This window comes from Sphingomonas sp. PvP056 (assembly GCF_040549155.1).
In the GTDB taxonomy this organism is placed as follows: domain Bacteria; phylum Pseudomonadota; class Alphaproteobacteria; order Sphingomonadales; family Sphingomonadaceae; genus Sphingomonas.
In genome coordinates this window covers 229,048-250,010 of record NZ_JBEPST010000007.1, presented here as the reverse complement: position 1 = coordinate 250,010, position 20,963 = coordinate 229,048, and the positions used below count along the sequence as shown (strand labels likewise).

General features: G+C 61.2%; 14 protein-coding genes. 7 read left to right on the top strand and 7 right to left on the bottom strand.

The features are described from left to right. Window positions 1-199: 199 nt before the first annotated feature. The 3 genes from ABIC17_RS16860 to ABIC17_RS16850 are packed head-to-tail and all read right to left on the bottom strand — an operon-like array spanning window position 200 to window position 4,043. Window positions 200-2,542: a xanthine dehydrogenase family protein molybdopterin-binding subunit gene (locus ABIC17_RS16860; RefSeq protein ID WP_354283763.1), complete on the bottom strand. Its 2,343-nt coding sequence runs from the start codon at window positions 2,540-2,542 to the stop codon at window positions 200-202. Beyond that, window positions 2,539-3,528 carry an FAD binding domain-containing protein gene (locus ABIC17_RS16855; RefSeq protein ID WP_354283761.1) on the bottom strand — a complete coding sequence of 330 codons (990 nt, stop codon included), beginning with the start codon at window positions 3,526-3,528 and terminating at the stop codon, window positions 2,539-2,541. The genes ABIC17_RS16860 and ABIC17_RS16855 overlap by 4 nt, the downstream gene beginning before the upstream one ends. Next, window positions 3,525-4,043: a 2Fe-2S iron-sulfur cluster-binding protein gene (locus ABIC17_RS16850; protein ID WP_354283866.1), complete on the bottom strand. Its 519-nt coding sequence runs from the start codon at window positions 4,041-4,043 to the stop codon at window positions 3,525-3,527. Before ABIC17_RS16850 ends, ABIC17_RS16855 begins: the two co-directional genes overlap by 4 nt. A gap of 313 nt (window positions 4,044-4,356) precedes the next feature. On the opposite strand from ABIC17_RS16850, the gene ABIC17_RS16845 reads away from it, so the two are divergent. After that, a complete protein-coding gene (locus ABIC17_RS16845; protein ID WP_354283759.1) occupies window positions 4,357-5,901 on the top strand; it encodes a carboxylesterase/lipase family protein in 1,545 nt (514 codons plus the stop codon). A 145-nt stretch (window positions 5,902-6,046) separates the two neighbouring features. On the opposite strand, the gene ABIC17_RS16840 is transcribed toward ABIC17_RS16845, so the two are convergent. Further along, a complete protein-coding gene (locus ABIC17_RS16840) occupies window positions 6,047-6,883 on the bottom strand; it encodes a hypothetical protein (RefSeq protein ID WP_354283757.1) in 837 nt (278 codons plus the stop codon). A 14-nt stretch (window positions 6,884-6,897) separates the two neighbouring features. Then, window positions 6,898-7,836 (bottom strand): VOC family protein, encoded by a 939-nt coding sequence (locus ABIC17_RS16835; RefSeq protein WP_354283755.1) that lies wholly within the window; start codon window positions 7,834-7,836, stop codon window positions 6,898-6,900. 185 nt (window positions 7,837-8,021) lie between these two features. Between ABIC17_RS16835 and ABIC17_RS16830 the strand changes: the two genes are divergently transcribed. After that, on the top strand, window positions 8,022-9,065 hold the full coding sequence (locus tag ABIC17_RS16830) for an alpha/beta hydrolase (RefSeq protein ID WP_354283753.1): 1,044 nt from the start codon (window positions 8,022-8,024) through the stop codon (window positions 9,063-9,065). 160 nt (window positions 9,066-9,225) lie between these two features. On the opposite strand, the gene ABIC17_RS16825 is transcribed toward ABIC17_RS16830, so the two are convergent. Then, on the bottom strand, window positions 9,226-12,144 hold the full coding sequence (locus ABIC17_RS16825; protein ID WP_354283751.1) for a TonB-dependent receptor: 2,919 nt from the start codon (window positions 12,142-12,144) through the stop codon (window positions 9,226-9,228). A 294-nt stretch (window positions 12,145-12,438) separates the two neighbouring features. On the opposite strand from ABIC17_RS16825, the gene ABIC17_RS16820 reads away from it, so the two are divergent. From ABIC17_RS16820 to ABIC17_RS16810, 3 genes are all read left to right on the top strand, one after another. After that, complete coding sequence (locus ABIC17_RS16820) at window positions 12,439-14,316, top strand: NPCBM/NEW2 domain-containing protein (protein ID WP_354283749.1); 1,878 nt, start codon at window positions 12,439-12,441, stop codon at window positions 14,314-14,316. A 97-nt stretch (window positions 14,317-14,413) separates the two neighbouring features. Next, window positions 14,414-15,187 carry a transcriptional repressor AgaR gene (agaR, locus tag ABIC17_RS16815; protein WP_354283747.1) on the top strand — a complete coding sequence of 258 codons (774 nt, stop codon included), beginning with the start codon at window positions 14,414-14,416 and terminating at the stop codon, window positions 15,185-15,187. A gap of 202 nt (window positions 15,188-15,389) precedes the next feature. Next, window positions 15,390-16,304, top strand: coding sequence for a hypothetical protein (locus ABIC17_RS16810; protein WP_354283745.1), 915 nt, complete (start codon window positions 15,390-15,392; stop codon window positions 16,302-16,304). Between the two features lie 329 nt (window positions 16,305-16,633). Here the strand turns inward: ABIC17_RS16810 and ABIC17_RS16805 are convergent, their stop codons facing one another. Further along, window positions 16,634-17,749 carry an amidohydrolase family protein gene (locus tag ABIC17_RS16805; RefSeq protein WP_354283743.1) on the bottom strand — a complete coding sequence of 372 codons (1,116 nt, stop codon included), beginning with the start codon at window positions 17,747-17,749 and terminating at the stop codon, window positions 16,634-16,636. A 122-nt stretch (window positions 17,750-17,871) separates the two neighbouring features. On the opposite strand from ABIC17_RS16805, the gene ABIC17_RS16800 reads away from it, so the two are divergent. After that, window positions 17,872-19,971 carry a glycoside hydrolase family 36 protein gene (locus tag ABIC17_RS16800; RefSeq protein WP_354283741.1) on the top strand — a complete coding sequence of 700 codons (2,100 nt, stop codon included), beginning with the start codon at window positions 17,872-17,874 and terminating at the stop codon, window positions 19,969-19,971. Beyond that, a complete protein-coding gene (locus tag ABIC17_RS16795; RefSeq protein ID WP_354283739.1) occupies window positions 19,968-20,897 on the top strand; it encodes an EamA family transporter in 930 nt (309 codons plus the stop codon). Before ABIC17_RS16800 ends, ABIC17_RS16795 begins: the two co-directional genes overlap by 4 nt. The last annotated feature ends 66 nt before the right edge of the window (window positions 20,898-20,963 follow it).

Here is a 20,963-nt window from a genome sequence, read left to right as displayed (position 1 = left end):
CAAGTGCGAGCATATCGGCACCGGAGCTGCATGTCGTGCAGCTTGTTCGAACGTCAGGCTTTTCATTGAGCAGCTGTGCCGCCGGATGGACGAATGGCCGATGTTGGGAAGCTGGAGACCTCCTCTGAATGCCCGACTTTGGGGCAAAATGTATGTCCGGCTTTGGGTCAAAGAAGCACATTCCTGCTAACCCACCAACCTATATCAGCTTATCCAGCGTGATCGGCAGATCGCGCACGCGCTTACCCGTCGCGTTGTAGACCGCATTGGCAACGGCCGCCGCTACGCCTGTGATACCAATCTCGCCGATACCATGGGCACCCATCGGTGTATGAGGGTCGGCGATATCGGTCCAGATAACGTCGATCTCCGGCACATCGAGGTGCACGGGAATGTGATACTCGGCGAGGCTGGGGTTCATGATCCGGCCACTGCGTTCGTCGAACTGGGTCTCTTCCATCAGCGCCATGCCCAGCCCCATGATGATGCCGCCGCGAAACTGGCTCTTCGCCGTCTTGGGGTTAAGGATTCGACCGCAATCGAACGATCCGAGGATGCGGCTGACGCGTGTTTCGCCGGTGATCGCGTTGACGCGCACCTCGCAGAAGATCGCGCTGTGCGAATGCATCGACCAATGCATGAGTTCGAGGGGCTGCGACGCCGCCTCGGTGACGGTGACGCAGTCGCGATGTGCGCGTGTCAGGATCGACGCGTAACTTTCCCACCGTGTCGGATCGTCACGCTTGGCAAGCCCGCCGTCCTCGCTGCCGACTTCGTCCGCCGACAGCCCCGCGAGAGGCGAATCGTTGCCGGCGAGCTTAAGGAGTTCGGCGACGAGCGCGTTCTGTGCGCCGATGACCGCGGCGCCGATCGCTGCGGTCTGCTGCGATCCACCTGCCATAATTGCCCCCGGGATCGAAGAGTCACCATAGCCGACCTCGATACACTCCATCGGCAGCGCCAGGCGCTCCGCCGCGACGATGGCAGTGGTGGTCGACGTCCCCATGCCCATCTCAGCCGCCGCAACCTCGATCTTCGCGCGCACCGTGTCACCGTCGCGGGTGAGTGTGATGCGCGCCTGAGCACCTGGCATGCGGTAATAAGGATAGGTGCCCGTCGCACAGCCCATGCCGACCTGCCACTCGCCATCGCGGCGCTCGCCTGCCACGGCGGGGCGATCTGCCCAGCCGAACTGCTCGGCGCCCGACCGCCACGCCTCGACGATGTGCCGTGAGGAGAAGGCTAGACCCGATGTTGGGTCCTTGTCCGGCTCGTTGCGGATACGCAGCTCCACAGGATCCATGCCGAGATCGACGGCGAGTTCATCGATTGCGCATTCCAGTGCGAAAGTACCGACCGCCTCTCCCGGCGCGCGCATAAACGTGTTCGCCAGCATGTTCATCCTGGCGATTTCCACCTGCAGGGTAATGTTGGGGCAGGCATAGGCCGCGCGCGTCCCCAAGATGAACGGTTCGGGCATGTTGTTGTGTGGGGTCATGATCGACAGGCCAGTATGGATGAGCGCGTCGAAGTCACCATCTGCGGTCGCGCCGATCGCGACACGCTGCTCGGTAAGGGATCGTCCGCCGACGATCCGGTACACGCCCTCGCGCGATAGCGTGATGCGCACCGGTCGCTGTGCCAGCTTGGCGGCGGCGGCACCGATGATCTGGTGATCCCACAGACCCTTGCTGCCGAATCCCCCGCCGACATAGGGGGAGGTTAGACGGACTTGTGCAAAATCGAGATCGAACACCTCTCCGATCGTCTGCGCCTGCGCGGTTACCATCTGGCTTGCGTCGTGGATCACCAGTTCGCCATCGATCCATGCAATCGTCGCGGCATGCGGTTCGATCGGATTGTGGTTGTGGCGTGGGGTGCGATAGACCTGATCGACAACATGCGGCGCGGCGGCAAGCGCCCCCTTGGCATCGCCAATCTCGTTGAGCAACGGCTGGCCCATGAACAGGCCCTGTTTGATGCCGTTGGCCTTCGCGCCGTCGAGGCTGGTCGTCGATGGCTCCTCGTCATAGATGAAGCGGAGAAGGGACGCGGCGTGATCCGCCTGATGCTGCGTCTCGGCGAGGACGCAGGCGATTGGCTGGCCGTTCCAGTGGATGCGGTCATCCTGCAGGATCGGCAGGTCGGCAGGACCCACTGCGGTCGGCGACGAGCCGAACACGCCCGGCTTGTTCATTCGCGGCGCGTTGCGGTGGGTCATTACCAGTACGACGCCTGGCGCGCCTTCCGCGGCCGCGCTGTCGACCGCCGTGATCCGCCCGCGCGGGATCGTCGCATAAGCGAGCGCCGCATACGCCATGTCGTCGAAGCGGAATTCCGCCGCGAAGGTCGCCTCGCCCTTAACCTTCAGCGCGCCGTCGAGCCGGGATATGGGTGTGCCGATCAACCCGTGCTTGCGCGCGATCAGCGGGTCAGGACGGCCGCCGGGAATCCAGCTGTCGGGTGCCAGCGGCACGAGCTTCTCCACGGCCCCTTGCATCAGGCCCTGCACTGCCTGCTTTGCGGTCTCGACGATGCTCATGCCACTTCTCCCGTCGCCAGGTCGGCCAACACAGCGGCCAAGGTCCGCGTCGCCAGTTCCGGCTTGAACGCATTATCGCGAAGCGGAAGCGCGTCGGCGAACTCTGCGGCCGCCGCCGCGCGTAATGTGGCTTCGGTGGGCGATGCGCCGCGCAGTACGGCCTCCGCCTTAGTCGCGCGCCAAGGCTTATGCGCCACACCGCCGAACGCGATCCGAACGTCGCCGATCCGGTCGCCGTCCATCTCCACCGCCGCGGCGACGGAGATGAGCGCGAAAGCATAGCTCGCCCGATCGCGCACCTTGCGATAGGTCGAGCGGGCCGCGAAGCCGAGCGGCGGCAGCGTGATCGCCGTGATGAGCTCGCCCGGTGCCAGCACCGTGTCGAGGTCGGGTCGGTCGCCGGGCAATCGGTGGAGATCGCCAAAGGCGAGCGTCCGTGCGCCATCGCGTCCCTCGATATGCACGGTCGCCTCCAGCATCGTCAGCGCAACGCACATGTCAGATGGATGCGTCGCAACGCAGGCGTCAGAAGCGCCCAGGATCGCATGGATGCGGTTAAATCCCTCGCGAGCGTCGCATCCCGTGCCGGGCGTGCGCTTGTTGCATCGTGACCCGTCCGTATCGTAGAAATAGGTGCACCGCGTACGTTGCAACAGGTTGCCGCCCACCGTCGCCATATTGCGGATCTGTCCCGAAGCGCCTGCCAGGATCGCACGCGATAGCACCGGATAGCGTGTCCGCACCGCCTGGTGCTCGGCCAGCGCGGTATTGCGGACGGCCGCGCCGATCAGCAGGCCGCCGTCGGCGGTCTCGGCGATCGCGTTGGACAGGCCGGTCACGTCCACCAGCCGGTCCGGCCGCGCCACGGTCTCGCGCATCAGGTCGACGAGGTTGGTGCCGCCGCCGAGAAAGGCCGTCGCATCGCCTGCGCTCAGTCGCACCGCATCCGACACATCTTCGGCGCGCGTGTAGCTGAAGGGGGTCATGCCGTTACTTCCGTGACGCGTTCCGACGTGATTGTCGCCTGGATCGCATCGATGATGCCGTTATGCGCGCCGCAACGGCACAGGTTGCCGCTCATCCGTTCCTGAACCTCCTCGCGGGTCAGCGTCACGTTGTCGGATAGGTTGGCGCTGACGTTGCTAGGAACGCCGCGGCGCGCCTCCGCCGCCATGCCGATCGCCGAGCAGATTTGCCCCGGCGTGCAATATCCGCATTGGAAGCCGTCATATTCGATGAAGGCAGTCTGCAACGGGTGAAGCGTCCCAGCCTCGCCCAGGCCCTCAATCGTCGTGATCTGACGGCCGTCATACTGGACCGCCAACGCGAGGCAGGACAGGATTCGCTCGCCATCGACCAGCACCGTACACGCCCCGCACGCACCTTGGTTACAGCCCTTTTTCGTGCCAGTAAGATGAAGCGTTTCCCGGAGGTGATCCAGCAGCGATACACGAGGGTCCGCCGGTCCCGTGACGGCGTTTCTGTTGACGATGAACGACATAACGATCTCCTTCGGCGCACCGCACAATGCCGACTTATACCAATTTATGTGTCGTGCTGATGTCTTTTTCCGCGTCGAAGTGGCGAGCCGTTTAACGTCAGGATCGTCACGCCTATGCAGCGCTCGTCGTCGCCGCGTGAACGAATGGCCGAAGTTGAGTAGCTGAAAACTGTTGGCAAACGGCTGCTTTGGGTTCTGCCAACCAGAATGGTAGGTGAAGACCTGAACTTTGAGCACCGACAGCTAGTCGGCATGCCGAGCAACATGCCATAATTCACCAAGGATAGCGGGTATTTGAACGGAAAGTAGATCTATGAAGACGCGCCTGTTATCGCTTCTGCTCGTGCTTATGGCCACGCCGGGTTGGGCCAGCCCCGTCGTGACGATCGCACAGGGCAGAGTATCCGGAACCACAAACAAGGGTGTCTTAACGTTCAAGGGAATCCCATACGCTGCGCCCCCGGTCCGCAAGCTTCGTTGGCGGCCGCCAGTGCCGGCACCACGATGGCCGGACGTCCGAGAGGCCTCGGCTTTTGGACCAGTCTGCCCGCAGGCTCCGGTCACGTGGGCCGGACACGACCTCGATCGTACCAGCGAAGACTGTTTGACGCTCAACGTCTGGACTCCACGCACGGGAGGTGGCGCGCGCCTACCTGTGCTCGTGTGGTTTCATGGCGGCGGCTACACGGCGGGCGCAGGCTCTCAGGGCACGTATGAAGGCAGCAAACTCGCCCGTCGCGGCGCCGTGATTGTTACCGTTAACTACCGGCTGGGCGTGCTCGGCTACCTTGCTCATCCGGCACTGAGTAAGGAATCGCCGCTAGGCTCGTCCGGCAACTACGGGTTGCTGGATCAAATCGCGGCATTGCGGTGGGTTCACGCAAACATTGCACGGTTCGGCGGTAATCCGGCCAACGTGACCGTTGCCGGACAGTCGGCAGGAGGAGGTTCGGCGATGCTGGTCACGGTATCACCACTGGCGCGCCGACTGTTTCAGAAAGCGATCTTCGAAAGCGGTGCGGCGCTCGACCTGCCCGGAACTAGAGCGGGCGATAGTCTCGAACGAGCGGAAGAAGCTGGTGCAGCGTTCGGGCAAAAACTCGGCGCGAGGTCGCTTGACGAGCTCCGTGCTCTCCCAACCTCAGCCCTTATCGCGCCCGGCGCACCGCGTTCGATTACTAGCCCCATACAGGATGGGACGATCGTTCCCATCGACATCACGGCTGCGTACCGTCGCAGAGGGGAGCCGGGCTTTCCTCTCCTTCTTGGCTGGAATAGCAACGAAGCAGCCCGCTTCATCGATCATGCGACACTTGCCGGCTACGCCGCCTCCGCCCACGAGAGCTATGGCCCGGTCGCCAGTGAGCTGTTGCACCTGTACCCTGCCGCCACCGAAGCCGGTGCCACGCACGCCGCACAGGACTTGATGAGCGATGTCGGGTTCGGGTGGCGAAGCTGGAGCATTGCGGAGGCCCGAAAGGACGGGGAGGGTCTTCTCGTATTCCTGTACCAGTTCGACAACCCGCCACCGGGAGCGAACGGGTCGCGTACAAGCGGGGCGGTGCATTCCGATGAACTCGGGTTCGTATGGGGAAACGACGACCCGGAGCGACGGTGGTCAGCCGCTGACAATGCGCTGAGCGCCGAGATGCAGCGTTACTGGATCAACTTCATGCGAACTGGCAATCCGAACGGCGTCGGTCTGTCGCGATGGGCGCCTTACACCGAAGCGACGACGGCGCTTTGGTTGCGCAGCAGCGGACTGACGAACGAACCGCCAAACCGGTTGCAGAAATTGCGGGCGATCGATGCCATTCTTCGCAGCAGTGCTCGAAGCGACAAACGAGCGCCAAGCTGAGTCGGGTAGTTCTTGGGCCATCGTAACCGACCGGCATTTTGAGGCGGACTTTCTAGTGGTGCGGGCCTTTCGCACTTCCCATTGGCCAAACGATCGCAACATCATGCGCGGCGGTGCGGTCAATCAGACGCACCGCCCCATCGTTTCAGCGCACTCGACCGGCCCGGTTGTCGAGCACGACCTTCGACACGGTGGCGGTCTCGGCCACGCCGGGCAGGTGAGAGGTGAAGCCGATGCCGACATAGAATGGGGCGGTCAACTTGAGCGTGATAGGCGCCCCGAACTGATGCATCGGCTCGCCTTGCTCGCTCACCCACAGTGTGAACTGGTCGCCTTTTTTCTCGATGCCGATGCGCTTCGCATTGAGCGTGACCAGACTGTCGGGTGACTTGCCCCCGGGCAGGCCGCCGCGACTGCCGATGCGATATTCCATGTCGCTGACCCGCCGCCCCGGAGCGGGGCGCTGCGCCAAATGGATCATGCCGTCGCCATGCAGCGCGACCAATGCTTCTTTGGCATCGTCGTCGAGCGACTGGCGGATGATCAGCAGCGCCTTGTGGTCGCCGAAGCCGCCGTCGGGATAGGCCAGATCGGCCGCAAGCGAGACATCGCCGCGCATCCGTTTGAACAGGAAGCGGAACTCGTCGCGGGTGTACCACAGGTTATAGCCCGCCGAGTGGATCGTATAGGTGCCACCCTCCAACGACGCCGTGCCGGGCACGAGCGCACCCCCGACGTCGGCCTGTCCTTCGAACACGCCAATCGGGATGTTCTCGACGCGGGTATCGCGGTGGAAGCCGGCTGGAGGTCCCACCTGGTTATGCTGCGTCGACTGCGGATAGGCCCAGTCCGGCGCGAGGGGTGCGCCGGGCGGGCTGTTCCTGGAGGAGGTTCCAGGAACCTCCGGCGACACCTGCGCGGACAGGGCCGAGGCAAGGATCGTCACCGTTGCGGCGGCGATCCACGTGGTGGATTTGTGCATGATCTTTCCTCCGCTTAACGCTGTGGATCGGGCGCGCGGAAGGGGGAGCAGCAGGGTTTGCCGATCGCGTGGAACTCCATCAGTTCGGCACGCGTCCCGTCGGGGTCGAGCAGGTTGAGCTGCCATTTGGCATCGCGTCCGATCTTGGGCGTCTGATCCTGCCCCTGCAGGCGGTCGCCGTTCCACAGCAAAGTGTAGGCCGCGCGCGCGTCGGGTATACCGAGCGCGAAATGATTGAGCACGCCAAGGTTGGCCGCCGACATTGCGGGCGGGATGCCTGTGGTGTCAGGAGTCCCGACGACCATATATTCGATCCAGTCGCGCCCGTCGGGCAATTGCAGCGAGATCCAGGTAGGATGATCGTCCTGCATCCCGCCCTCCCAATAGGGCCGCAGTCCGAGGACTGCCTTGTAGAAGCGATCCTCCTTGACGCGATCGTGCACGATGAAGCCGAAATGCATCACGTGGCTGGAAAGCGGGTTGACCGGTATGGCGGGCAACCGAGCGGGCGGTTGCATGAATTGCACCACCGTTCCCTCGGGGTCGGTCACCGAAAACCAGCGGCTACCGTCTGCGGCCGTGCTGAGCGTCGCGGGCACGGTGACGCCTTGCGTCGCCAGATATGTCCGCATCGCTTCGGCGTTGGCGGTGTTGAATGCGACGTGTGCCAGGCGGTTGATCGAAGGCGCACCGGGGGGCAGCGGCAACACCTCGACGAACTGGGACGGCGCGAAATAATAGCGCGCGCCGGACGGCTGTTCGGGGTCGGGAAGCTTCACCGCACCCAAATCATGGACGTAGAAACGTTCGCTTTTTGCCGGATCCTGCGCGTAGACCGCAATGTGCGACACGCTGGCCAGCGGCGGGCGGGTGGGGCCCTGCGCTGCGACCGGTGCCGTCAGTACGAGTGCAGCCAGCGCGGCGCTCCCCCGAGTGTTGGTTAGCCTTCTCATCCGCTTCACCCCTCTCCGTGCGCTGTTTGCGCTATCATCGATGGGTGTAGATCGGTCACACGCGTTTGGCGAGGATCGAAAGGCTGCGCCGCCTCGCGTGCTGCGCCGCTCGTTAGGACGCTTGGCGTCTCGTCGCAGATGCGGCAAGCCATAGTCCGGCACCCGCTGAATGAAGGGGAACTCCAATGCGTATCACGGCCCTGCCTCTGTCAGTCTTACTCGTCGCGGCCGCGAGCCCGCCGGACACCGTTCGCATCGCGCCGCCCTATATCGACGCGCCCGAAATGGCGGCGCAGCGCGCTATGCCGCACGGCACGGTGTACAGCTTTATCATGCGTTCGCAGGACAGCCGCATCTACCCCGGCATCCGGCAGCTCGACAACGCCGTCACTCAGCGGCGGGACGCTTACGGCAACCGCATCGCGGCGCCAGTGGGAGAGCAGTCCGAAGCCACGCCCTATCGACGAGAGGTCTTTGTCTACATACCGGCGGGCTATCGTCACGGCACCGAGGCACCCTTGCTGGTGGTGCAGGACGGGCGTGATTATGCCGTGCGCGTCGCTGCCGCACTCGACAGCCTGATCGCTGCGCACCGTGTGCCGCGGATCGTTGCGGTGATGATCCAATCGGGCGGCGGCGATGCACAAGGATCCGAGCGCGGTCTGGAATATGACACGGTCTCGGGCCGTTATGCCGAGTTCGTCGAGCGCGAAGTGCTGCCACAGGTCACTGCCCTGTATAACGTACGTTTCACCCACAACCCGGCGTTGCGTGCGGCTATGGGAGGCAGCTCCGGCGCGTCGGCGGCGTTTGCCATGGCTTGGTTCCACCCCGAATGGTACGGTAAGGTGCTGTCCTATTCGGGCACCTTCGTGAACCAGGCATCGCCGGTCGATCCATTGACGCCACGCGGCGCTTGGGACATTCACGACCGTCTCATTCCGGGCGTCCCGCGCAAGCCGATCCGAATGTGGATGGAGGTAGGCACCAAGGATCTGCATTGGCAGGATCCCGAATCGACCTATCACAACTGGCCCATGGCAAACGATCGCATGGCAGTCGCGTTGCGGGCCAAGGGGTATGACTATCGTTATGTCGTTGCGGAGAATGCCGCTCACGTTGATGGCAACGTCATCGCCCAGACACTCCCAGGCGCTCTCGAATGGCTATGGCGCGATGACGGTAAAGGTCTGAGTCCGCGGGAAGGGCGTTCGCGTACGCATATCTAATTTTAGATCGCTGTTTATGCCACAAGACCGACCGCTTTCGGGTCGACGCAGTCGCTGGCCTTAGTCAGATTATGATCGGAAGGGATATATTCTGACTAAGGCACAACAGGATGCAACTTGAATGGGCGGGCATAAATGTGGCCCATCCAGATTCACTTGCTTATATCCGCGCGCGCACACCGAAGAAGAAGGCACGGCCAGTATATTCGTAAAATGCCGGTACGTTGTTATACGTCGAGTATCGCTGTGTCGCCGAATCCAGCAGGTTGGACCCCTGAACATACACCGTCAGTTGCGGCATAATGTCATAAGATATGCTGCTGGCCAGCTCATGATACGGGCGCTGTTTGATCGAAAGCGTGTTGATGTAGCTGTATTGCGACGATGTGAAGCTCGACTGATACTGGTATGACAGCGACGCGTTGATGCCGTGCTTCTCGTAAAAGACTTTAGCGTTCGCCGAGAACGGCACCGCGTCCTGAAGTCCGGTAGTCGGCAACCCTTCCCGCTTTGCGCGGGAGCGGTTGTAGGTCGCATTGGTCTGGAAGCCCAAGCCGTTTTCGAAGAAGTACTGAGCGCCGGCCTCGATGCCGTAAACCGTCGCACTGTCGCCGTTGACATAGGTCAGCTCGGTGAAGGGGAAGCTGGCTGGCGCCCCGGCAACCTGATTGGTTGGTACTAGGTTAAATGCTACAGCTTGCGTCGTCACGAAGTTGGTCAGGTGTTTGTAGAACCCGGCCAGCGTCAGCGCGATGCGCCGGTTGGGATAATATTCGACCGAGATATCTGCTTGATCAGCCGAGACTGGTTGCAAGTTCGGGTTGCCTGCATCGGTAACGACCGGTGTATTGGACTGCGCCGCAGAATAGTCTTTGGCGGAGGACAGCTCGCCGAAGGTCGGCCGCGAGATCGCCTGCGATGCCGCCAGGCGTACTCGGAAGCCCTTCGCGATCTCATAGGAGAAGTTTGCAGAAGGCAACAAGCGTTGGTAGCTGCCGCCGCCGGTGATCGGCGCGATCGGGTTGAAGACGACATTGGCCGTCCCGACGCCAATGACCTGATAGCTGCGAACGCTGGCGCCATAACCCAGCGAGTCTACCGTGGTATTCACATAGCGCAGGCCAAAGTCGCCTTGCCATCGGTCGCCGCCGACGTTGATCTGCGTGTAAGCGTTAAAGGTGCGCTCGGTGATCGCGTACGACGCCAGCTGATCGGGTACGACCTGCTGCGTTGCATAGCCGGTGGGGTAGATCTCACCCGTGCGCGGATTGATGACGTTGGGGTTGTTCTCCGCCTTCGACAGAGACGACAAATAGGTGTCGATGTCGAACGTCGGAATCGCGCGCGGGAAGTTGCCCGACAGGTTGGGCAGGATGTTGTTGTACTGAGGAGCCTGTACCACGTTCGCGCCGATTGCCGAGAACGAGAAGGGATAACCACCAAAATTGTTGGCGGTGGTGTACTGGTTGTCGATCACGTCGACCGTCTTTTTGCGATCGCTATAAGCACCGCCAAAGGCGATCGAACGCATTAGGCCGTTGTCCACGTCGTACAGCAAGTCGAGCTTGGCACTTGTGCTGCGATCCGAGATGTTTTGGCCCTGGATGCCGATATAGTGGACGCGCAGGTCGTCATTTCCAGCCTGGTCGATCGATCGGTTGGTCAGTGTGCCATCAGCGTTCGGGATGATCAGAGTCAGATCAGGAATGCTGCCATCCCGCGTTGCAACCTGTGCGCTGGATCCGGGAATGCCGGCTACGACGAACCGGTTCTGCCCGCCCGTGTTGTTGGTGGCCTTGCCATAGGAAAGATCGGCTGCAACCTTGAGGCGGTCGAGCGGCCGCCAGTCGACATGCCCACCAACCTGATACGTCACCGAGTTGCGCGGTTCATTGGTCGCCAGCACGTCGATCGTTGCTGGATTGACGGTGTAGTTAGTGACGACGTTGTTGCTGTCGACCTTCACGTTGTTAAGATCCCAGCGTACGCTACCATCGTCAGCGAACGGCGTCAGTCCGACCGAAACACGCTGGTTCTGCTGGTTGTCGGTATAGTTGCTGTAGATGCCATCGACGCGGAGCTCGAACTTGTCGGAAGGCTTCCACTGATAGGCAGTTGATCCGCCCCAGCGTTGCCGGTCCCCCCGGACGTAGCCTACGCTGTAAAAGTACGGGACGATGACGCCGCCGCCGTTCGGCGCGTTGACGACGCTGCGCTGACCATTTGGCGCAGTCACCAGATCGTAAACGTCGTTGCTGGAATATTCGCCGAGATTGTCAGTACGGAATTTGTACTTATTGTACGTACCCGACAGCAGGATGCCCATCGTGTCGTTCGCAAAGGTCGTGCTGACTACGCCCGACGCCTTGATACCGCCCTTTTCCGCGAACTGATTATACTGCCCTTCCAACGACCCTGCCGCATGAAAGCCCTTGTGGTCGAACGGGCGTGCCGTGCGCAAATCGATATTGCCGCCGACGCTGCCTTCAAGCTGCGAAGCTTGTGCCGCTTTCTGGATCTCCGCGCCCGAGATGACTTCGGAGGGCAGCACGTCGAACGCAAACGACCGGTCGGGGCCGTCGGTAGGCAGAACGCGTCCGTTGAGTGTCGTCAGGGCGAAGTTTTCGCCGAGACCACGGACCGTGACGCTGCGGCCTTCACCGCGCCCGTCGCGCCCGACCGTCACGCCTGGAATATTGGAGAGTGCTTCCGCCACGTTGCGGTTGGGGAACTTGCCTAGTTCTTCCGCGGATATCGCGTCAACGATGGTGGATGCGTTGCGCTTGGTATCGATCGAGCGCAGCAAGCTGCCTCGTACGCCTCGCACCACGATGTCGGCGCCGGTCGTGCTGTCTGTCGCGGTGGTGGCATCGCCACCGGTACCGGGGCCGGACTGAATGGTGGAACCTAGGTTCGTTTGGTCGGTCGGTGCTCCGGCGACTGGTCCGTTTTGCTCAGTCTGGGGCTCATTGGCCGGACTTGGTTGCGAGCTTTGTGCGAAAGCCTGCGATCCGGCGACTAGCGCGGTGATGCTGACACTCGCGCCTACGAGCTTCCGCCAGTGTTTACGATCGACCATGCTAAGTCCCCTCATCTCGAGCCTGCCTGCCAGTCATCTCGGACTGTGCGAGCACTTTGTTGCGCTTTGCTAGCGTGCGAGCGTTTTAAATGTCAAACGCTTTAAAACGAAACCGATGCGTGTGACAAATTTGTTATACTATCGTCGTACGAGGCTATGGACAGGGGGCTACAGGACGTCGACGATGCCGCTGGACATACCACGATAGAGAACACCAGCGGTTTCGTTTTGCTTCGTTAGGTTGCACGGGCCCATTATTCTGATAGCCTAGATCGTGAGTGCCGCACTGGCGCCATGTCCTGGGGAGTTACGTCAATGCCAACGCCGTCAATCGTTTTACGAAAATCTGCGCGGTCGTTAGTCGTTTCCTTTAGCGCCCTCATGGTTGCCGGCCTTCCGCTTTCGGCACGTGCGCAAAACGCGTCCCTTGCCCCGTCAGGGCAATTCTCGGTTTACCGCACGACGGCTGCGCAGACGCCGCCAATGGGTTGGAACCCGTGGAACGCGTTCCGCACGGACGTAGACGAAACGAAGGTCCGTGAAGTGGCAAAGGCTATGGTTGACAACGGACTGGCAGGACGGGGCTATCGCTTTGTCAATGTCGACGACGGTTGGGCACTCAAGCGTCTGCCCGATGGGCGAATCCGAATTCGTGACAGCATGTTCCCGTCCGCTGCGGCTCAAGGTAGCGTGACCGGCACGTTCAAGCCGTTTACCGATTATATCCACGCCCTTGGGCTCAAGGTAGGGCTTTACACAGACATCGGACGCAATACGTGCGCGCAGCGATGGGATGCCGAAAGTCCGAACCTACCTGTCGGTACCGTGGCCGAGCGGCAGGTAGGTAGTTACGGCCATGCCGTGCAGGACATCCGGACGATCTTTGCCGACTGGAATTTTGACTACATCAAGATCGACGCGTGCGGTGTTGCTGATTACACGCCTGATGTAGCACCGGTGAAAGCAGGACTTTACCAGGTCGCTGCACCGCTGATCGTACGCGGCAATATTCCCGCGTCTGATCCCCGCGAAGTCGAGCACCTTTATGCCGTACTGGGGGACGCGGTGCATAAATGGGGTGGCGAGGATGCCACAATGTCAATCTGCGCGTGGGGCGAAGCGCTCTCGCCACTGTGGGGCAAGGCGCGGGGCAACTTGTGGCGTACAAGTCCGGATATCGAGTTCACTTGGCAAAGCATGCTCGGCAATATCGACAGCGTGATTGACGGCGCACTCTATGCCGGGCCCGGCCACTGGAACGACCCCGACATGCTCGCGATCGGGCACGGCGATTTCGATGCAGCGCATTTGACCGAGGCACGGGCTCATTTCACGATGTGGACGATCATGGCATCGCCACTGTTGCTCGGCTATGATTTGCGGAAGTCGCCTGCCGCGCTGCTCGATATCGTCGGCAATCCCGAGGCGATCGCGATTGACCAGGATCCGGCGGGCAATCAGGGTGTCCCGTATCGTAACGGAGCGGCAATGATTGTTGTACGGACGTTGAGTGGTCAGGGTGCGCGGGCGGTTGCGTTCTTCAATCGCGGTGCGGTGCCAATCGCTGCAAGCGTCTCCTGGGCTCAACTCGGGCTCAAGCCTGGGACGGCCGCGACTGTCCGTGACATTTGGACCAAGAGAGATCGTGCTGCCGTCTCCGACAAGATTAGCGTTAACCTGCCCGCACATGGCGCTGTCTTGCTTAGAGTAACGGGAAAGCCCAGCAATCCCGCCGCGGCATGGCTCGACGAAATGCCCGCGCGCGTAAATGTCGCCGTCGACGGACTTACGCAGGCAACGGCTTTGCCGATGGGACAGTTTCCGGTGCGAGTTGGTGCCACCCCAGACGGGTTGCCGATCCGTGCGAATGGAAAGGAAGCACAGCGGGGCATCGGCGCGTTTGCCAATTCGCGGCTCGAAATTCGTGCCGATCGCGCGTTCCGCCGTTTCGTGGTCGCGCCTGCAGTGCTGAGCGGGCAGCAACCCGTACGCTTTCGCGTCTATGCTGATCGCAAGCTTGTGCGAGAGGTTGTCGCGGGGCCTGCGCAGGCCGCAGTCCCAATCGATATGGACGTAACCTCTGCTAAAATCGTGGAGTTGGTAGCACTTGCGCCCAGTGGGCCGGCGCGTCCGCCGATGATCGCATGGGGCAACGCGCGGTTCCTGCGGTAGGCAGGCGTAGTGGTGGAGACATAACGAAATGTAAGTTCGATTGAAGCCATCACACGGCACTGATACCGCCACCGAAATCGGCAAGGGAAAAGACGCGATGATCCGGGACACCAGCGAGCGACGGCAGAGGATCAGTACGCTCGTACGCGAACGCGGAAGTGTTCAGGTAGCGCCACTCGCCGAGAGTTTCGGAGTCTCGATGCAGACGATCCGCAAGGACCTTCGCTTTCTTGCAACACGCGGTGTCATGGAACGCTCTTATGGCGGCGGGATCAGCGCGGAAGCAGTTAACGTAACGGCCGAACCACCGGTCGAAGTAAAGCGCTCGAGCCATGCCGACGAGAAGGTGCGGATCGGCAAGCTGGCCGCGGCAATGGTCTCCCCGGGCGAGTCGATTGTGCTCGATTCAGGAACGACGACGTTGCAGATCGCGCGCTTCCTGCCCGATGACGAGGACATCACCGTCCTCACAAACGATCTTGATATCCTATCGGTGCTGGCCGCCAAGGAACGCCTCAACATCGTGATGCTGGGGGGGATGTTGCGTCGCAAGAACCGTGCGTTCTACGGTGCGCAGACCGTGGCGGCGCTGGAGAACCTGCGTGTCGACAAACTGTTTCTCGGGGTCGACGGGTTCGATATCGAGTGCGGTATCACGACGCACTACGAGCCGGAAGCGATGCTCAACCGGAAGATGGTGGAGGCAGCGCGCGCGGTGATTGCGGTCACCGATGTCTCCAAATTCGGGCGGGTTTGTCTGCATCGGATCGTCACTGTGGAAAACATCCATCATCTCGTCACGGACGACGCGGTGCCGAGCGAGATCGCCTCCGCGGCGCAACGGCTGGGATTCAAAATACACGAAGCCTGATTCGTCGAGCGGCAGATATGTGCGTTGGTCGTTATCGTAGGTCCGGGCGGTCGAAAAAGAGGGCGGTCCGGAAACGTCCAAGGTCGGTCGTTTCGGGCCGATTGTTACAACCTCAAAAAAACCTGCCCCTGCGTTGATGCAGAAGTCTAAAGTCTGCATCAGCAGGCTATGCCCTGTCCAGGCACACTGTTAGACATAAGTGATGTCCCAGCTCATCGCATTCATCGCTGTCGCGGCTGTATCCACCATGCCCATGCCTACCGTAACCGGGCCCAGCGCAGCTTTGAACCGTGCGACGAGAAGCCTCGACACCAAGTCGCAGTGCGTGCCGTTTAAATGGATTGCAAACGACAAGGGGTCGGCACGTGGCGCGATTACCGTGCCTGTGGCGGTAAACGGTCGGTCGCTGCAAATGCAGCTTGACACGGGTGCTGATGTCATCAGCCTCTATGGACATCTAGCCGAGCAATCGCACTGGTCGAAAACAGGAATAGAGACGTTCAAAGCTGCGCGGTTTAGAATCGCTGACACTGGCCTCGACCGGCCGACTATCTACGTCAATTCTGACATGGAAGCCGATGCCGACGTGCAAGGGACGCTCGGCCTTCCAGCGCTTCTTGGTAAAGTCGCGGTCCTCGATTATCCACAGAAACGCTTCTGCTTGTTTGCCGAGGCGGATGTACCCGCAGCGATCGCTGAAGCACCATCTGTTCGCGCGATGCTACGCAACTCCAAACTCTACGTTCCCCTGTCGATCGGTACGTTCACCAGCGACGCCTTCGTGTTCGATACCGGGTCTAGCGAATTACCGCTTAACGTCGACTTAGCGACCTGGCGCACACTGACCAACCGCGTGACCACCGAAGGCGCGCCGACAAACTATCAGGGCAGTGCTTGGGGTAAGCCGCTTTTTATCCCAGGTGCACCTTCCACAGGCCTGGTTTCAGTCGGCAAGGCCACTCTTGGTCGTGTTACTATCTTCACTAATCCTGCTCAGCCAACCGGTTTTGCCGACTGGCCCGTGCAGACCGTCGGCGTGCTTGGCAATGCTCCCGTCTGGGATGGAATCGTTGTTCTGGACCTGACCGCAAAGGTGAGGTTCGCCATCATCCATTGAAGATGGGAGCGGCATCAGTCTCGTCGTAATGCAAAACTCACAGGTATCGCATCAGTCAAAAAGCGTCTAAATACCGCGCAAGTGCTGATGCAGCAGTGCGATGCGTTTTACGCGGGATCCGGTGCTGCCTCTCCCATGGTAAGGTCACGAAAGCAGTTGGACCGCTCACCACCAAAACGGGACCCAGCATGAGGTGATGAGTGCTCAGATGGGGTGCTGATAACGCCCGATGGCTTGAGCCGAATTCGAGGGCTTTAAATCGCAAAGTTCGGGCGTGGGTTTCCCCGTTCGGGCGAACATAGTCTACCCGAACGGGGGAAGGTGTCGGGCTACCCCTTCAGGTGAAAGAACCGCCGGGCGTTGGTATAGTAAATCTTGTCAATCACGCCACGCGGCAAAGCCAGTCCAGGCGCGTCCGCTTTGATTGCAGCGACTGGCTGTGACAAGGGCGTGGCAAGATAGCGCCAGTCGGAGCGCCACGCATCGTCCGCCTCTTTCTTGAAATTGCCGGTGGTCGGCGGGTTCTGTGCACGGGCCTTGGGATCTGCCGGACTGTCTGTCAGATCCGTACCGTACAGCAGACGATCCTGATATTTCACGAAGAACGCACGGACCTTGGCGTGGTTTGCGTTGGACTGAACCTGCACTTGGCTCATTCGCGCGGCGAGATCGACCACAGCATTGGGGTAGCGGTCAAGGAAGCGCGCAAGTTCGTCCACGCTCCATTCGAGGCTGGCCATATGCGCACCATCAAAGGCAAGCTTGGGATGGCGCGCCACGAACCGGTCGCGCACCGCCATCAGCTGCTCGTAGCTCGGCTCCTCGGGATGGGTATACATGTAATATTCCGGATGCTCGCGGAAGTAGGTGCGGTCATTCTCGGTCGTCATCTGGTCCAGTGGAAGCCAGCAATTTTTTGGCTCGGCCTGATGGGCGATTAACGGGACGCCACGCGCCTGAATATGCGCCATGATCGGATCGAACCGTGGGTCGTCGAGAAATACGCGTTTCCCGGCGGCATCCTTCGCGATCATACCGATATTCTTCCATACCTTAACCGCCACCGCGCCATGGGCGAAACCGGCGTCCACCGCGCGTTGCGCGCTTGTAGTCCAGCCCGGAGTGCCAAACCCATCCATGGAGAAAGTGGTGGCAAAATGGAAATGTTTCGGGTCGGCAGCATGCATCTTGTAAGCAATCGTGGCTTGCTGCGCGAGCGGCGGAAAGTCCGGGTAATCGACGTTGATCGACAGCAGTTCGAACCCGTCGTTGCGTGCTATCGCGGCAAAGTCGGTGCTGTCGCGATTGGCGTGGACGTGCGCATCGAGCTTGGGGACGCGTACGAAATCGGCCTCGGTATAGGTCGGCGGCGGAGCTGCGCCGACCAGCGCGAGCGCTGCGGTTGCCGTGAGGAATGCTGTTAACGCGCGCATCGACTTCTCCAAATGAAACGTAACGAAACGATACTATGTTGCGTTTTGGTTTGCGCAAGCGATAACGATCGGGCACATCGTGTTCAAGGTCGCTCCCGTTTTTCATGAGGTGGCCTAACTTTCGGGAGGCTGCCGTGCAGAGTTTCATCCTTTCTCGCCGGCGCCTGCTCGCGAAGTTTTCGGGCACTGCCGCCGTCCTGTCAGTCGCGCCGCAGGCCCTTGCGCGGGTCGTGGCCAAGGGCGGATCGGCAGTCCGGCTGAGCGATGGGGTCCTGACGATCGAATTCGATTCAGGCCTCCATTCGCGGATTTCGCGAGGCGGCACGGTCCTGACCGCGATGGAACCGGGCGAGGCGATCCGGCTCGGCGATGAGCAGGTCATCGACCGATTCCTGCTGCTCGACCAGACTCAAGAAAACGTATCCGGTGTGCACGGCACGGGTCGCGTCCATCACCTTCGTGGAACATCAGCCGGACGGATCGAGAAGCGTGTTTCGGTGACGTTCCTCGATCGCTACCCCGGTCTCGCGCTGCTTGACGTACGCTATCGCAACACCAGCGCCGCGACGGTCGTCGTTACGGGATGGCAGGCGGCGACCCATGATCTACTCGCGCATACCGATGGCGCCTGGAGTTTCTCGGGAGCGTCTTACCCCGATCGAAGAGACTGGGTGCAGCGCGTTTCGCCGGGCTTCGGCCAGCACAACTTCATGGGGATGAACGCATCGGATTATGGCGGCGGTACGCCGGTCGCAGTGGTGTGGCGTCGCGATGCCGGTCTTGCCGTCGGGCATATCGACACCGTGCCACGACTAGTGTCGCTGCCGGTCTCGGGTCAGCCATCGGGCACCCGCATCGCGATCTCCGGGGACCAGCCCACGCTGCTTGCACCGGGGGCGTCGCTTGATCTGCCGCCGGTATTTTTAATGGTACATGAGGGCGATCATTTTCGTCCACTCGACGCCTATCGTCGACTGATGGCCGAGCGCGGGCTTGCTGCTCCAGCAATCCCCGACGCGAGCTACGCGCCGGTATGGTGCGCCTGGGGATACGGCCGCGACTTTACGACCGCTGAAGTTCTGACGGCGATGGGCAAGGCTAAGGAGATTGGCCTTGAATGGGCGGTGCTCGACGATGGCTGGCAGACATCGGAGGGTGACTGGAAGCTGAACTCGAAAAAATTCCCGCGTGGCAATGGCGACATGAGGGCGTTCGCCAGCGCGATGAAAGCGGGGGGGATGCGCCCCCGCCTATGGCTCGCACCACTCGCGGTCGACCCCGGCACGGATCTGCTGCGCGATCATCCCGACATGCTGTTGCTCGATACGACTGGTGCCGCGCAGAACGTCAGCTTCTGGAATGCCTATACCATGTGCCCGGCGTATCCGCCGGTGGTCGATTACTTTCGCGGGCAGGTTCGCCGTATCCTGGGGGAATGGGGGTTCGAGGGGCTGAAGCTCGACGGCCAGCATTTGAATGGGGTCGCGCCTTGCCATAACCCTGCGCACAACCATGCGCGCCCCGAAGAATCCTACGAGAAGCTGCAGGATTTCTGGAAGGCGCTCTACGACGAGGCAATGGCGATCAACCCTGACGCGGTGATCGAGATTTGCCCGTGCGGCGATTCCTTCGCCTTTCACAACATGCCGGGAATGAATCACACCCCGGCCTCTGACCCGACTTCTTCATGGCAGATCCGGTTAAAGGGGAAAACTTTCAAGGCATTGATGGGGCCGTCCGCGCCTTATGCTGGAGATCACGTCGAGCTAAGCGACCGGCACAACGACTTTGCCACGCATTACGGCGTCGGTGCGATCGTCTCGACCAAATTCACCTGGCCGCACGATCCAGTCAACACCACCGATCCACTGCCACCCGGCGGAATCGCGTTGACCCCGGAACGTGAGGTGCTGTGGCGCAAGTGGATCGCGCTGTACCGCGCGAATATGCTGCCCAAGGGGGAGTATCTCGGCGGCCTGTACGACATCGGCTTCGATAAACCGGAGAGCCACGCGATCCGCGCGGGCGGGGCAATGCACTATGCGTTCTACGCCGATACATGGGCCGGAACCGTCACGCTGCGTGGCCTCCCGCCGGGGCGTCATAGATTGATCAACAGCTTCACCGGACAGCCGCTGGGCACCGTCAGCGGTCCTGTTGCCAGCCTGCCGGCACGCTTCGAGCATTTCCTGGTGCTTGCCGCCACACCGCTCAATCAAAAGGCTGCAGCATGACTAACAGCGCGACGTCGGGTAGCCGGGTATGGCTGCTGAACGCCTTGGCAACCGTCGTTCTGTGGGGAATCTGGGGGGCGTTTTCGGGCTTGTCGCCGCAGCATGGTTTCCCGGAGACGCTGGTATATTGCGTATGGGCGCTGACGATGATCCCGCCCGCGGTAATCGTACTGGCGCAGGCCAAATGGAAGCTCGACACCAACCTGCGCGCTGTCGCTCACGGCCTTGCGGTCGGATTGCTCGGCGCGGGCGGACAGATGGTTTTGTTTTACGCCGTAACGCGGGGGCCGGCGTACCTCATCTTTCCGGTCATCTCCTTGTCGCCGGTTGTTACGATTGCACTCTCCTTCCTGTTCATGGGAGAACGCACCGGGCGCCTTGGTGCGGTCGGAATCGTACTTGCTCTGCTCGCGCTGCCGACCTTCGACTTCGCGCCGGGTGGTGCTGCGTCCGGCGGGAGCTGGATGTGGATGGCGTTGATCGTCATGGCCTGTTGGGGGCTTCAAGCCTATTTCATGAAATCCGCCAATCGCGTCATGTCGGGCGAAAGCATCTTCTTCTACATGACCGTCACCGGTCTCGCGCTCGTGCCCGTTGCGCTGATGCTGACCGACTTTAGCCGGCCCATCAACTATGGTGCGGACGGTCCATGGTTGGCCGCGGGAATCCAAATTTTGAACGCTGTCGGTGCGCTGACGCTCGTCTTCGCCTTTCGCTACGGCAAGGCGATCATCGTGGCGCCGCTGACGAACGCCGGCGCGCCGCTCGCGACTGCGATCATCTCATTAGTCGCGCTGGGCGTGATGCCGGGGTCGATCAAGCTCGTCGGAATCGGGCTCGCCTTGGCCGCATCGCTAATGTTGGCGTTCGAGCCCGACGCCACAGGCGGCGATGATCACGAAGCCGACGGTATTCTCGTTAAATAGGTTTCGTTTTGCTTCGGTTAGTTGCGAGTTTGCGAGTGATGCGCTAATACATATCGAAAGGAGAAG